The sequence below is a fragment of the Tardiphaga sp. vice154 genome (assembly GCF_007018645.1).
Taxonomy (GTDB): Bacteria; Pseudomonadota; Alphaproteobacteria; order Rhizobiales; family Xanthobacteraceae; genus Tardiphaga.
Genome location: NZ_CP041399.1, coordinates 58,038 through 72,239 on the forward strand (window position 1 = coordinate 58,038; position 14,202 = coordinate 72,239).

The following is a 14,202-nucleotide window of genomic DNA, read 5'->3' on the forward strand; positions in this document are numbered from 1 at the left end:
ACATCGCTGATAACGAAAACCCCGGCCTCGCGGCCGGGGTTTTTGTTTGGAGCGTGTTTGGCGTAGCCCGGATGAAGCCTTTGCCTTGAGCTCGCAGAGCGAAAGGCACAGGCGTAATCCGGGGCCGGCCCGTCCATAGAGACGCTTTCCCCGGATTGCGGCATCGCGGCGCTACGCGCCACGTTGCCTCCATCCGGGCTACGGCCCGCTACGTCTTGATCGCCACCACCACCATCCCCGGCACGGGGACGTTGCCCTCGTTGCGCGTCGAGATGTGGTCGAGCCGGCACAGCGACAGGCCGGACGCGGCGATCGATGCCCGCACGTAGCTTTCGCTATAGGCGTAGCGCAGGCCGGCGCCAAGGATGACGCCAACCCCGCCATGGCTCTCGGCGGTGAAAGCCAGGAGGCCGCCGGGCGCCAGCACGCGCATCACCTGCGCCAGCACCGGGGCGAGGTCGTGCAGATAGATCAGCACGTCGGCAGCGACCACCAGATCGGCGCTGGCCGCACTCTGGCGGCCCAGGCCGTCAATGATCTCGGCGACTTCCAGCTCGGCATAGTGGCCCGTGGCGCGGGCGCGTTCGACCATCCGCGGCGACAGGTCGATGCCGGTCATCGCGCCGGTGGTGGCGGCAAAGGCTGCGCCGGCAAGGCCGGTACCGCAGCCGAGATCGATGCCACGGCGGAAACGCATCGCGCGCTCGGTGGCGGCGCAGACGGCGAGCACCGCCTTGAACAGCACAGCCGGCCCGCGATAGCCCAGCTTCTCCACCAAAGCGCTTTCGAATTTCGGCGCATATTGGTCGAACAGCGCCGTGACATAGGTCGGCGGCATGCTCGCCAACGGCCCGGCACCGAGCCGCATCAGGCGCAGGCCGGCGCCGTTGCGGTCGCCGGCGTCAGTATCCCTGGCATGGCCGAACGCCACGATCGCGCCGGGCAGATCGCCCAGCGCCTCGCGCACCTCGCCGAGCGTGAACCAGGCGGTGGCAAAGCCCGGCGCCAGATCGGTGGCCTGCACGAACAGGTCCTCCGCGGCGACCAAATTGCCCTGCACCTGCAGGTCGCGGGCATAATCGAAGCGGCGGTCGGCGTTCATATCGCCGGATGACATGAACAAGCGCGCGGGCATGGCGGGAACCGATCGCCCCGAGGGGCATTCGCAAGAGTCGCGATCACGAACTTGCCAAGGCTCGAATGAACCCCAAGGGGACCTATATAGCTGAGATGCGTCCACAAGATATTCTAATCCCGGTTCCCTCCGGCCTGTGCTGCAAGCCCGGCGGCTTTCATATCGACCCGGTCCGCCCGGTCGATCGCGCCGTAATCACCCACGGCCATTCCGACCACGCCCGCCCCGGCCACGGCCACGTGCTGGCGACGCAGGAAACGCTCGACATGATGCGGCTTCGCTACGGCGAGAATTTTGCCGGCTCGACGCAGACGATCGCCTATGGCGAGACGCTCAAGATCGGCGACGTCACCGTCAAATGTCATCCGGCCGGCCATGTGCTGGGCTCGGCGCAGATGGCGGTGACCTGCGAAGATATCTGCATCGTGGCGTCCGGCGATTACAAGGACGCCTATGACCCGACCTGCACGCCGCTCGAGGTGGTGCCGTGCGACGTGTTCATCACCGAGGCGACCTTCGGCCTGCCGGTGTTCCGCCATGGCGACGCGGCGCTCGAGGTGAAGAAGCTCCTGGCCTCCGTAGCGCTGTTCCCTGAGCGCGCGCATCTGGTCGGGGCCTATTCGCTCGGGAAGGCGCAGCGCGTCATCAAGCTGATCCGCATGGCCGGCTATGACGCGCCGATCTATTTGCACGGCGCGATGGAGAAGATCACGCGCTATTACGAAAGCCGCGGTATCGATCTCGGCGACCTCCGCATGGCCAAGGGCGTCAGGAAGGCCGACCTCGCCGGCACCATCACGCTGGCGCCGCCCTCGGCCACCACCGACGTGTGGACGCGGCGATTTCCCGATCCGGTCACGGCGTTTGCCTCCGGCTGGATGACGGTCCGTGCCCGCGCCCGGCAGCGCGGCGTCGAGCTGCCGCTGATCGTCTCCGATCACGCCGACTGGGACGGCCTCTGCGCCACCATCGGCGCCACCGGCGCCGGCGAGATCTGGGTTACGCACGGCCAGGAGGATGCGCTGGTGCACTGGTGCCAGACCAAAGGCCTGACCGCGCGACCGCTGGCTTTGGTCGGCTATGGCGACGAGGAAGAGGAGGAGGCGCTGCCTCCCGGCGAGAGCGCGGACGCATGAACCGCTTCGCCGAACTGCTCGATCGCCTCGCTTACGAGCCCGGCCGCAACAACAAGCTCCGGCTGGTGACGAATTATTTTCGCGAGACAAGCGATCCCGACCGCGGCTATGCGCTGGCGGCGCTGACCGGCGCGCTGTCGTTCAAGCACGCCAAGGCCGGCATGATCCGTGAGCTGATCGCCTCGCGCACCGATCCGGTGCTGTTCGAGCTGTCATACGACTACGTCGGCGATCTCTCGGAGACCGTCGCGCTGATGTGGCCGACAACGCCGCTCTCCCCTTCACCTCTCCCCGTTGGGGAGAGGTCGTCGAATGCCGTCAGGCATTCGGCGGGTGAGGGGGCGGGCTCGGAACTTTCTGATGAGGCCCCCTCACCCGCCGCGCTGACGCGCGCCGATCTCTCCCCAACGGGGAGAGGTGGAGAAAGTGCGCGCGGCATTACCACACGCCACAACAACCCGCCGCCACCAACGCTGACCGAAGTCGTCGACACGCTGCGAACGCTTGGCAAGGCCGAGCTGCCGGCGCAGCTCACGCGATGGCTCGATGAGCTCGACGAGACCGGGCGCTGGGCGCTGCTGAAACTGGTCACAGGCAGCATGCGGATCGGCGTCTCGGCGCGGCTCGCCAAGACCGCCGCCGCGGCGCTGGGCGACAAGGACCCGCACGACGTCGAGCTGATGTGGCCGGGCCTCGCGCCACCTTATCTCGAGATGTTCGACTGGCTGGAGGGCCGCGCCGACAAGCCGGTCAATCTCGACCCGGCGCCGTTCCGGCCGGTGATGCTGGCGCATGCCATCGAGGATAGCGACTTCGCCAATCTGAACGCCGATGATTTCGTCGCCGAATGGAAATGGGACGGCATCCGCATCCAGGCGAACAGCGGCCTGGGCGACGACGGCGGCATCGTCACGCGACTGTATTCGCGCAGCGGCGAGGACATCACCGGCGCATTTCCCGACCTGGTGCCAAGCCTGCGGCTGCCCGGCGCGATCGACGGCGAACTCCTGGTGTTGCGCGAACAGCGCGTGCAGTCCTTCAACGTGCTGCAGCAGCGGCTCAATCGGAAAGTCGTGTCGACGAAGCTGATGAAGGACTATCCGATCCATCTGCGCGCCTATGATCTGCTGCATGATGGCACCGACGATCTGCGTGAGTTACCGTTCGAACAGCGCCGCGCGAAACTCGAAGCCCACGTCAAACAGCTCGACGATCCGCGCATCGACCTGTCCGAGCAGGTCCCGTTCGCCGACTGGCAGACGCTCGCCGCCGCGCGCGCCGATCCGGTCAGTGCGGGCGCCGGCGAAGATGCCGACGCCGTCGAGGGCGTGGTGCTGAAGCGGCGCGATTCGGCCTACCTGCCGGGACGGCCTAAGGGCCAGTGGTGGAAATGGAAGCGCGACCCGCACATCATCGACGCCGTGCTGATGTATGCGCAGCGCGGCCACGGCAAGCGCTCGTCCTATTATTCCGACTACACCTTCGGCGTCTGGACCGCGACCGACGGCGTCGACCGGCTGGTGCCGGTCGGCAAGGCCTATTTCGGCTTTACCGACGAGGAGTTGCTGCAGATCGACAAATTCGTTCGCCGCAATACCACCGAGAAATTCGGCCCGGTGCGCCACGTCACGCACGAGCCGGACAAGGGACTGGTGCTGGAAGTCGCCTTCGAGGGGCTGGCACGCTCGCCGCGACACAAATCCGGCGTGGCGATGCGATTTCCGCGGATCAGCCGGCTGCGCTGGGACAAACCGCCCGCCGAAGCCGACCGGCTGGAAACGCTGGAGCGGATGCTGAAGGCGGAGCCGGCGTGATGTACGAAGTGCCTGACCCGCATACTGGTTTCCCATCGCGCCTGAACGGCCTATGATCGACACGCGATTTACGCCCAGGAGACGATGATGCAGAACGATGTCCGGGACGACCCGGTGCGCCAGCAGGACGGCCTGTCGCGCTTTCTCGGCGGTTCGCCGCTGGCGGTGCTGGGTCGGCTCGTGCTGCTGTCGATCCTGGTCGGCATCGTGCTGGCGGCGATCGGCTTCGATCCCTGGAACATCGTCACCAGCATCCGCCGCCTGTTCCAGTGGGTCTATGACCTCGGCTTCGATGCCATCAACGGACTGTGGCGTTACTTCCTGCTCGGCGCCGTCATCGTGGTGCCGATCTGGCTGATCTCGCGGATGTTCAGCGCGCCGCGCGGCCGCTAGACTCCCGGAATGTCTGCCGTACTTCGCGTCACCCACGCGCGCGTCTTCGCCATCGCCGGGCCGGCCATGCTGGCCAATCTCACCACGCCGCTGCTCGGCATCGTCGCCACCGCCGCGATCGGCCGGCTTGGCGATCCGCATCTGCTCGGCGGCGTGGCTTTGGCCTCGGTGGCGTTCGACTGCATCTTCTGGCTTTTCGGCTTTCTGCGGATGGCGACGGTGTCGTTCACCGCGCAGGCGCTCGGCGCAGGCGACCGCCTCGAGTTACGCGCCATCCTGCTCCGCGCGCTGATGCTCGGCGCGTTGATCGGCCTGACGCTGATCGCGCTGCGCACGCCGCTGGCGGCGGCGGTGTTCGGCATCATGAGCGGCTCTGACGCGGTGACGTCCGCGGCGCGCGACTATTTCTTCATCCGGCTGTGGTCGGCGCCGCTCATGCTCGGCAATTACGTCATCCTCGGCTGGCTGGTCGGCCAGGCCCGCACCGGCATCGCGCTGGCGCTGCAGGTCGGCATCAACCTGATCAACATGGCGCTGACGGCGTTTCTCGTGCTGTCCGCCGGCTTCGGCGTCAAGGGCGCCGCGCTGGCGACGGTGACCGCGGAAGGCCTCGGCTTCATCGGCGGAATGATCGCGATATCCGTGCTGTTGTCGGGCAACTTCAGCGTACCCAGCCACATCCTTTTCGATCGCGAACGCCTGCTGCGGATGTTCGCCGTCAACCGCGACATCATGATCCGCACCGCCGCGCTGATCGCCGCCTTCCTGTTCTTCACCGCGCAGGGCGCCCGCGCCGGCGACCTGACGCTGGCGGCCAACGCCGTGCTCAACAACTTTCTGATGATCGGCTCGTTCTTTCTCGACGGGCTGGCGAATGCCGCCGAGCAGCTCTGCGGCCAGAGCTTTGGCGCCCGCAACCGCGCCGAATTCAACCGCGCCGTGAAACTGGTGCTGGGCTGGAGCACGGCGTTCGGCGTCGCGGTGACGCTGCTGTTCATGGTCGCCGGCGACACGCTGATCGACCTCATCACCACCAGCCCGGAAGTGCGGCTCGCGGCCCGCGAATTCATGTGGCTGGCGGCGCTGGCGCCGGCGTGCGGCGTGCTGGCCTATGTCTATGACGGCATCTATATCGGCGCGTCCTGGGCGCGCGACATGCGCAATCTGATGCTGGTGGCGCTGGCGACCTACTTTGCCTCGTTCTATATGCTGACGCCGTTCGGCAATGCCGGGCTGTGGAGCGCGTTCCTGATCTTCCTGCTCGCGCGCGGCGTATTGCAGGCGGTTCGCTATACGGCGCTGATAGGCAAATCGTTTCCGTAAGGCTCGTCATTGCGAGGAGCGAAGCGACGCGGCAATCCAGAGCCACGAACTCTGCAAGAACTGGATTGCTTCGTCGCAAGGGCTCCTCGCAATGACGGCTACACCGGCCAGTCTTCCGCGGTGATCGTTGCCGCATCGGCGCCGACGATTTCCGACAATGAATCGCGGCCGGTGCGCAGCAGGGTCGAGACCAGATCGGCCTTGATCCGCTCGACCAGGCCGAGGCCCTTGTAGACCAGCGACGTATAAAGCTGGATCAGGCTGGCGCCGGCGCGGATCTTGGTCAGCGCGGCGCCGCCGGAATCGATGCCGCCGCAGCCGATCAGCGGGAACGCGCCTTCGACCCGGACGAAGGTCTCCGCCACCATCCGCGTCGACAGCCGGAACAGCGGCCGGCCGGACAGGCCGCCCTGCTCATGCACCTTGGCCTGATCGCGCAAGGTCGGAAAGCGCGCCAGCGTGGTGTTGGCGACGATCATGCCATCGACGCCGCGCGAGCGCGCAATGTGCACGGCGTCGTCGAGATCGGTGAGGCTGAGGTCGGGCGCGATCTTCAGCAGCACCGGCGAATCGCCGGCGTTCTGCCGGACGCGCTCGCGGGCGTCGATCACCCGCGCCAGGAGATCGTCGAGCGCGGCGGCCTGCTGCAGGTTGCGCAGTCCCGGCGTATTCGGCGACGATACGTTGACGGTAAAGTAGCTCGCCACCGGCGCGAAGGTTTCGATCAGCCGGACATAGTCCTCGGTGCGATCGGCGGAATCCTTGTTGGCCCCGACATTGACGCCGACGATGCCGCCGCGCTGGGCGCGCGCCGCCAGCCGGCGCAGCACGGCATCGGCGCCGTCATTGTTGAAACCGAGCCGGTTGATGATCGCCTCGTCTCGCTCCAGTCGGATGATGCGCGGCCGGGCGTTGCCGGCCTGCGGCTTGGGCGTCACGGTGCCGACTTCGGTAAAGCCGAAGCCGAGCCGCAGCAGCGCATCCGAGACCTCGGCATTCTTGTCGAAGCCGGCGGCCATGCCGATCGGATTGGGAAAGTTCAACCCGAAGGCGCGCACCGCGAGTTTCGGATCGTCGGCTTGCGGCTTTCCCGGCGGCAGCATCTTCAGGCCGCGGATCGCCAGGCTGTGTGCATCCTCGGCATCGAGCCAGCGCAGCATCGGAAGCGAAATGGCATCAAAGGCACGAATCACAGGGGCAGCTCCGCAAGGTCATGGCCGCCATCGGGACGCAACCGCAGTTCCGTCACGGCGGTTACGGCGCCCATGTCGAGTTCGCCATAGAGGTGTGGAAACAGGGCGCCATCGCGCGACGGCTCCCAGCGCAGGGCATCGCCGAGCCGATCGCCGTCGATCGCGATCAGCAACAGCCCGCTCTGGCGGGCGTAGTGCTTCTGCAACGTGCCGGCGAGTTGTTCGGCGCTGGAGAAATGGATGAAGCCGTCGCGCGCGTCATCGGCGCTGCCGCGGTACGAGCCCTGCCGCTCGGCCTCGCGCCATGGCGAGGCGGGACAGATTTTATAGATGGTACGCACCGCCTGGACTTTCTGCTGTTGTCGACGGCGCCGCGCATCCGCCAGCTTGGCCGTCTGCGGCTGACCGTATCGACCGCCCCCCCGCACTTCAAGGCCGCTCGGATTTTCAAGAATCCTATTGCGAAATTCACGTCCTTCGGGCAATAATTCCTAGAATTCGCCTTATTTATCGCCCGGCCGCTCCGCCACGAGGCTCGCCAAGGGGCCATCGAGCGTTTCACCGAGGGACCAACGCCATGCTTTCACATGCCCAGATCTGGGGTGCCCTGGACAAGCTTGCCGAACGCAACGGCATGTCGGCCTCCGGCCTGGCTAAGAAGGCCGGGCTCGACTCCACCACCTTCAACAAGTCCAAGCGCATTACCAATGACGGCCGCCAGCGCTGGCCCTCGACCGAATCGGTGTCGAAGGCGCTGGCGGCGACCAATGTCACCATCGACCGTTTCGTGGCGCTGATCGAGGGCACCAGCCGCACCACGCAATCGGTGCCGCTGCTCGGCTTCGCGCAGGCCGGGCGCGGCGGCTATTTCGACGATGCCGGCTTTCCGGTCGGCAGCAGCGGCTGGGAAGAGATCGGCCTGCCCTCGGTCAATGACGAGCACGCTTACGCGCTGAAGATTTCCGGCGATTCGATGAAGCCCGCCTATCGCGACGGCGACACCATCGTGGTTTCGCCCGGCGCCCAGATCCGCAAGGGCGACCGCGTCGTGGTCCGCACCAAAGACGGCGAGGTGATGGTCAAGGAGTTGAAGCGCCGCACCGCCAAGCTGCTGGAGCTGCAATCGCTGAACCCCAATCACGTCGATCGCAACTTTGCAGCGGGCGACATCGAGTGGATCGCCCGGATCGTATGGGCGAGCCAGTAACTCTTTCTTCCTTCTCCCCTTGTGGGAGAAGGTGTCGCGGCCGAAGGCCGTGACGGATGGGGGGGGCTGGGCTCGGAGCTTTTGGCACCCCCTCACCCGTCTCGAACGCTTCGCGTTCGATCCACCCTCTCCCACAAGGGGAGAGGGAAGGAAGAGAGCGCAGCGCTATGAAGCGCTTCTCGCCAATGCCCCGTCGATCATCGCGATCGCATTGCTGACGCCGTAGACCGCGACGAACGAGCCGAAGCGCGGGCCCTTTTCCTGGCCGAGCAGCACCTGGTACAGCATGTTGAACCAGTCGAGCGACACGCCGGGGCGGCCGTCCTTCGCCAGTTTCTTGTGATCGAGGAACGGCTCGCGGCGGCCGATTTCGTAGACCGCGTTCTGGATATCTTCCGGCGTCGCCTCTGCCGGCAGTTGCGACAGCGCGTCGCGCAGATCCTGCAACGCCACGCGCTCGACCTCGCTCGGCTGGCGGAACGTCTTGGTCGGCGCCACAAAATCCCGATAGTAGTTGATGGCGTAGCCGACCATCGCGTCCAGTCGGGGATGGGTCTGCGCGGTCACGCCCGGCCGGTAGCGGCGAATGAAGCCCCACAACGTCTCGGCATTCTCGGCGTTCGACGACGACACCAGCGTCAGCAGAAGCTGGAAAGTCACCGGCATCTCGGCCACCGGCGGATCACCGGCATGGATGTGCCAGGCCGGATTGGTCAGCCGCTGCTTGCCATCCTGCTTCGCATAGCCTTCGACGAATTGCTGGTACTCGTCGACATTGCGCGGAATGACGTCGAAGAACAATCGCTTCGCCGCCTTCGGCTCGCGGTACATGAAGAGCGACAGCGATTCCGGCGAGGCGTAGCGCAGCCATTCGTCGATCGTCAGGCCGTTGCCCTTCGACTTCGAAATCTTGCCGCCCTTGTCGTCGAGGAACAGCTCGTAGATGAAGCTCTCCGGCGGCGTGCCACCCAGCGCCGAACAGATCTTGCTCGACAGCTTGACGGAATCGATCAGGTCCTTGCCGGCCATTTCATAGTCGATACCGAGCGCGGCCCAGCGCATCGCCCAGTCGGCCTTCCACTGGCACTTGACGGCGCCGCCGGTCACCGGCGTCTCGACTTCCTCATGCGTGTCGGGATCGACATAGGTGATGGTGCCAGCATCAATGTCGCGGCGGATCATCGGCACCTGCAGCACCACGCCCGTGGTCTTGCTGATCGGCAGGAACGGCGAATAGGTCGCGCGGCGGTCCGGGCCGAGCGTCGGCAGGATGACGTCCATGACCTTGTCGTAGACAGCCAGCATCTTCAGCAGCGTCGCGTCGAACCGGCCGGACGTGTAGTAGTCGGTCGACGAGGCGAATTCGTAGTCGAAGCCGAAATGATCGAGGAAGGCGCGCAGCCGTGCATTGTTGGCGGCGCCGAACGACGGATATTCGTTGGAGAACGGATCCGGGATTCGCGACAGCGGCTTGCCCAGATGCGCGGTCAGCATCTCCTTGTTCGGCACGTTGTCCGGCACCTTTCGCAGGCCGTCCATGTCGTCGGAAAATGCGATCAGCCGGGTCTTGATCTTGTCGTCGGTGAGCACGCGGAAGGCGTGGCGCACCATGGTGGTGCGCGCCACTTCTCCGAAGGTGCCGATATGCGGCAGGCCGCTTGGACCGTAACCGGTCTCGAACAGCACTTCCTCTTTCGGCTTCTTCTTCAGCCGCGCCACCAGCGCCTTGGCCTGCTCGAACGGCCAGGCGTTGGAATTTTCGGCAAGCGAACGCAGGTCGCTTTGGCTGGGTAAATCTATCGTGGACATGTGGGCCTCCGGGCCGCGGAACCTAGCGGCTCCGCATCCAAATGCCAAACCGCAGGTCGATGATTTCAGAACGGGTTGACGGAAAAATACCGCAGCCACAAGTCGGTGTATTTGCCTTTTTCCCAGACCCGGAACAGCGCCCAGTTCAGCGCCTGGCGCAGCGTGTCGTTGCCTTTGCGGACCGCGATTCCGATGCCCTCGCCGAAATAGCGACTTTCCACGAAGGGGCCGCCGCTGAAGGCGCAGCAATCGGCGGAGTCGGTGCCATTGATCCAGAACGCCAGCGAGATCGCGTCGCCGAAGATGTAATCCACCTCGCTCTTGCGCAGCGCCTGGCGCAACGCCTCGTCGTTCGGGTACGGCAGCAGCACGGCGTCGGTGAACATTGCCTTGAGATACGCCTCGTGCGACGAGCCCGCGATGGCACCGACCTTCTTGCCTTCGAGATATTCCGGCCGGATCTCCGCCAGCCCCACGTTCTTGCGCGACACGAAGCGCGCCGGCGCGCGGTAATACGGATCGGTGAAATCGACCCGGGTTCGGATCTGCGGCGTGACCGCGATCGAGGCGATGATGGCGTCGCCGCGGTTACTGGAAATCGCATCGAGCAGCGTCTCGAAACGGCGCATCTGCACCGTGCAGGTGACCTTGATCTCCTCGCACAGGAGTCTCGCCAGATCGACATTGAAGCCGGCGGGATTGCCGTCCGGCCCGGTGAAGTTGAACGGAGGATAATCGGTCTCGGTCAGGAAGCGGATTACGGTAAGGCGCGTCAGGTCCGGCCGGTCGGGCCGGCGCCGCGGATCCCAGAACCCCGGCACCGCCTGCGGCCCGGGCTGAACCACGGGGGCGGCGGTCTGGGCATGGGCTGACCGCGCCGGGACGAGGCACACCAAACCCAGCACGCATACGGCGACACCGAGCCATGCCGGCAATCTTCGGTTGATGGTCAATTTGTTTTGTGGTTGCATGGGCCAGCGGTTCCGACTGGCCGGACTTATAGACGATCCGGCACGGGAGGCGAGCGGCGTTTGTGGCGTGGGGCGTTGCATGGATCCGGGGGACCATGTTGAAAGCAGGCCGGCACAGATTTCGCAGCGCCCGCGCGGCGAAAGACCTCTGCCCAGTTCAATGGCTGCGGCACCCCGCGCTCCAGACAACGACAATTGTCATCACGGGTTCGACGAGGGCGCGGCGGACGAGCTGGATTGCCTTCGCGGCGTGCTTGCGCCGAGGCTGCTGCAACAGGCCGAGATCCGGGCACGGGAGCTCGGCATCGGCGCCGATCAGGTCCTGATCCGGCTGGGCATGATCGACGAGGCCGCCTATCTGCGGCTGCTTTCGCGCCACACCGGCATGGCCATCGATGACCTCTCGGAGTGCGACCGCAGCGACGTAATGTTGCGCGACGACCAGATCACCTACGCCGCGGCGTCCGGCCTGGTGCCGCTCCACAGGGACGGCGAACGCATTATGGTGATTGCGCCGCGCAACTACAGCGCCCGTGCCATCTGCCGGGCGAAGCGCAGCATCAATATCGACTTCCGCCTGACCTCCGACTACGCGCTGCGGCGGTTTCTGCTGCAGGAAGCCGCCGCACCGTTGATCGAGGAGTCCACGCGCGGGCTCGGCCTCCACGATCCCGCGATGTCGGCCGCGCCTGCTTTTGCTGCCGCGCGCCCGTGGCGCGGACGGTTCAAGCGAGGCGCCGCGGTCTTCGCGATAGCAACGCTGCCGCCATTTCTATTCCCTGCAATATGGGGCGCGATGCTGGCCGTCTGGTTCCTGGCTTTTACCGCGCTGAGGCTGGCGACCTGCGCCTTTCTGCGGCAACGTCACGCCGCCGCACCAGTGCTGGATGATCAGTTGCCGAACTACAGCGTCATCGTGGCGCTATACCGCGAAGCGAGTTCGGTTGCGCCGCTCGTTCTGGCGCTGGAAGCCCTCGACTATCCCCGCGAAAAGCTCGACATCATTCTAGTGGTTGAGCCGGACGATCTGCAGACCCGCGCCGCGATCGCCCGGCTCGGCACGAAACCGCATCTGAGGATGCTGGTCGCGCCTGCCGTGGCGCCGCAGACCAAGCCGAAAGCGCTGAACTGGGCGCTACCCTTCGCGCGCGGCAGCTTCACCGCGGTCTATGACGCGGAGGACCGCCCCGAACCGGGCCAGCTTCGTGCCGCGCTGAAAGCGTTTCGCGCGCATGGCCGCGAGGTCGCCTGCGCCCAGGCCAGCCTGTGCATCGACAACGAAACGCACAGCCTGCTGTCGCGCATGTTTACCGTCGAATATGCCGGGCATTTCGACGTCATGTTACCCGGCATGACGGCGATGGGTCTGCCGCTGCCGCTCGGCGGCTCGTCGAACCATTTTCGAACGGCGATGCTGCGCACGGTTGGGGCCTGGGATGCCTACAACGTGACGGAAGACGCCGACCTCGGGTTTCGCCTCGCCCGCTTCGGCTATCGCTCGGTTGCGTTCCCGTCGACGACCTTCGAGGAAGCGCCGCTCCATCTCGACGCCTGGCTGCGGCAGCGCTCGCGCTGGATGAAGGGCTGGCTGCAAACCTGGTGCGTCCATATGTGCCACCCCGTGCGGCTATGGCGCGAGGCCGGCGGTCGCGCTTTCTTCACGCTGAACATCGTCGCCGGGGGCAATGTGGTCACTGCGCTGGCCTACCCGATCATGCTGTATGCGGTAATCGATCACATGGTGTTCAGCCGGTCGGAGCGGTCGATCGACTGGGCAACCGCATTACATGTCGCGGCCTTCGCCGCCGGATGTATCTCGACCGTCGCGCTGGGCGGGCTCGGCATGATGCGAAGGCGAAGGCTGCGGGACGGATGGATCCTGGGGCTGACACCGCTGTACTGGATTTGCCTGTCCACCGCCGCGTGGCGTGCGGTGTGGCAGTTTATCTGGAAGCCGTATCACTGGGAAAAGACCGAACACGGTCTCGCAACGCGACGCACAACCGACCCGGCGCCGCGCCTGTCCGCTCGGCGATCGCAGCGCCAGCCTCACAGATAGCGCTTGAGGTCCTCGGCCGCCTGTTCCGGCTTGCGCTTCAGGTTGAACGGCGCGATGAAATTGCCGTCGCGGTCCATCAGATAGATCAGCGCGGTATGGTCCATCGTATAGTCGCCGTCCTTGAGCGAGACCTTCTTGGCGTAGACCCGGAAGCTGGAAATCACCTTGGCCACCGAAGCCTGGTCACCGGTGAGGCCCTTCAGATGCGGATCGAAGCTCGACAGATAGTCCTTCATCGCGGCAGCAGTGTCGCGTTCGGGATCGACGGAGACGAACCAGGCATTGACGCGGTCGGCGTCCTTGCCCATTGCGCGCAGCACTTCGGAAATCTCGAACAGCGATGTCGGGCAGATGTCCGGGCAATGCGTGAAGCCGAAGAAGATCAGCGTCGGCTTGCCCTTGAGATCCTTCTCGGTGACGGTCTGGCCGGACTGGTCGGTGAGCTGGAACGCGCCGCCGATCGAGGCCGCAACGGTGGCGCCACGAAAGCCGCCCGTGAGCCACAGCACCACCAGCAAGCCTGCCGCGAGACTCCCGGCGAACGCCGCGATCACGACCAGCGGTCTTGTCAAACGATCCGACATCAAATGTTCCCGGCCAGAGCCCCGTGCCCTGCCCGTCAGATAGGGCTATATGCAGAGACGAGCAAGCGCCACAGCCGGGGCCGCGATCATTTCGGCATGATCGGGGGACGCGCTCAGCGCGTGGCGGACGCCTCGGCGTTCATATAGCAGGGCTTGTACATGCCCATCAGCTGGCGACCGCGCAGGAAGATCATGTTCGGCGTCAGGCCGCCGCGGTTCGAGATCCAGCGTTTGATCGCGGTCGGATACATCGCGTAGAGCATCTGCGTCGCCTCGCGATTGGTGACGGCGCGGCCGTTGCGGCCGACATCCCAGGCCGCATGGAACCCGAGATTGGCGTTGGAGGTGACGCAGATCCGGTCATGCGGCACGGCGCCGAGCACGATGGTGCAGGCCGAAGCGCACAGCCCGTCGATCACCACGGTCTCGCCGGAGCTGCGCAGCCCCTGATACTTGTCGACATAGGTTCCGATGCGGCCGCCGCGGTCGTCCGAGATCCGGACCACGGCGTGGCTGGCCCCCACGCCGGCGAGCAACAGGACGGCCGCGAGCACCCCCGTAACGAACTTCATGACCAG

13 protein-coding genes are annotated in these 14,202 nt (G+C 65.6%); 6 read left to right on the forward strand and 7 right to left on the reverse strand.

Going from position 1 to position 14,202, the window contains the following annotated elements; all coding sequences use genetic code 11:
• Nucleotides 1-208: 208 nt before the first annotated feature.
• A complete protein-coding gene (locus tag FIU28_RS00215) occupies nt 209-1,135 on the reverse strand; it encodes a methyltransferase domain-containing protein (RefSeq protein WP_143571112.1) in 927 nt (308 codons plus the stop codon).
• Between the two features lie 95 nt (nt 1,136-1,230).
• Between FIU28_RS00215 and FIU28_RS00220 the strand changes: the two genes are divergently transcribed.
• From FIU28_RS00220 to FIU28_RS00235, 4 genes are all read left to right on the forward strand, one after another.
• Nucleotides 1,231-2,271, forward strand: coding sequence for a ligase-associated DNA damage response exonuclease (locus FIU28_RS00220; protein ID WP_143571113.1), 1,041 nt, complete (start codon nt 1,231-1,233; stop codon nt 2,269-2,271).
• Nucleotides 2,268-4,085 carry an ATP-dependent DNA ligase gene (locus FIU28_RS00225; protein WP_143571114.1) on the forward strand — a complete coding sequence of 606 codons (1,818 nt, stop codon included), beginning with the start codon at nt 2,268-2,270 and terminating at the stop codon, nt 4,083-4,085. Before FIU28_RS00220 ends, FIU28_RS00225 begins: the two co-directional genes overlap by 4 nt.
• Nucleotides 4,086-4,172: 87 nt before the next feature.
• Nucleotides 4,173-4,478 (forward strand): DUF6460 domain-containing protein, encoded by a 306-nt coding sequence (locus FIU28_RS00230; RefSeq protein ID WP_143571115.1) that lies wholly within the window; start codon nt 4,173-4,175, stop codon nt 4,476-4,478.
• Nucleotides 4,479-4,487: 9 nt separating this feature from the next.
• Nucleotides 4,488-5,801: an MATE family efflux transporter gene (locus FIU28_RS00235; RefSeq protein ID WP_143571116.1), complete on the forward strand. Its 1,314-nt coding sequence runs from the start codon at nt 4,488-4,490 to the stop codon at nt 5,799-5,801.
• Between the two features lie 98 nt (nt 5,802-5,899).
• Here FIU28_RS00235 and FIU28_RS00240 read toward each other — a convergent pair whose 3' ends face one another.
• Both FIU28_RS00240 and FIU28_RS00245 read right to left on the reverse strand, forming a co-directional pair.
• Nucleotides 5,900-6,994 carry a quinone-dependent dihydroorotate dehydrogenase gene (locus FIU28_RS00240; protein WP_143571117.1) on the reverse strand — a complete coding sequence of 365 codons (1,095 nt, stop codon included), beginning with the start codon at nt 6,992-6,994 and terminating at the stop codon, nt 5,900-5,902.
• Nucleotides 6,991-7,335, reverse strand: coding sequence for a DUF952 domain-containing protein (locus FIU28_RS00245; RefSeq protein ID WP_143571118.1), 345 nt, complete (start codon nt 7,333-7,335; stop codon nt 6,991-6,993). Before FIU28_RS00245 ends, FIU28_RS00240 begins: the two co-directional genes overlap by 4 nt.
• Before the next feature lie 236 nt (nt 7,336-7,571).
• Between FIU28_RS00245 and FIU28_RS00250 the strand changes: the two genes are divergently transcribed.
• Nucleotides 7,572-8,201 (forward strand): S24 family peptidase, encoded by a 630-nt coding sequence (locus FIU28_RS00250; protein WP_143571119.1) that lies wholly within the window; start codon nt 7,572-7,574, stop codon nt 8,199-8,201.
• A gap of 165 nt (nt 8,202-8,366) precedes the next feature.
• Here FIU28_RS00250 and FIU28_RS00255 read toward each other — a convergent pair whose 3' ends face one another.
• Together FIU28_RS00255 and FIU28_RS00260 are read right to left on the reverse strand one after the other, a co-directional pair.
• Nucleotides 8,367-10,010, reverse strand: coding sequence for a lysine--tRNA ligase (locus tag FIU28_RS00255; RefSeq protein WP_143571120.1), 1,644 nt, complete (start codon nt 10,008-10,010; stop codon nt 8,367-8,369).
• A 65-nt stretch (nt 10,011-10,075) separates the two neighbouring features.
• The gene (locus FIU28_RS00260) at nt 10,076-10,981 is read right to left on the reverse strand and encodes a transporter substrate-binding domain-containing protein (RefSeq protein WP_143571121.1); all 906 of its coding nucleotides are present in this window, start codon (nt 10,979-10,981) and stop codon (nt 10,076-10,078) included.
• Nucleotides 10,982-11,231: 250 nt separating this feature from the next.
• On the opposite strand from FIU28_RS00260, the gene FIU28_RS00265 reads away from it, so the two are divergent.
• Entirely contained in the window at nt 11,232-13,040 is a 1,809-nt protein-coding gene (locus tag FIU28_RS00265) for a glycosyltransferase family 2 protein (RefSeq protein ID WP_246660826.1), read from the forward strand.
• Here the strand turns inward: FIU28_RS00265 and FIU28_RS00270 are convergent.
• On the reverse strand, nt 13,031-13,624 hold the full coding sequence (locus FIU28_RS00270; RefSeq protein ID WP_143571123.1) for an SCO family protein: 594 nt from the start codon (nt 13,622-13,624) through the stop codon (nt 13,031-13,033). The two genes, FIU28_RS00265 and FIU28_RS00270, sit on opposite strands and share 10 nt — an antisense overlap.
• 113 nt (nt 13,625-13,737) lie before the next feature.
• Complete coding sequence (locus FIU28_RS00275; RefSeq protein ID WP_143571124.1) at nt 13,738-14,196, reverse strand: hypothetical protein; 459 nt, start codon at nt 14,194-14,196, stop codon at nt 13,738-13,740.
• Nucleotides 14,197-14,202 lie beyond the last annotated feature (6 nt).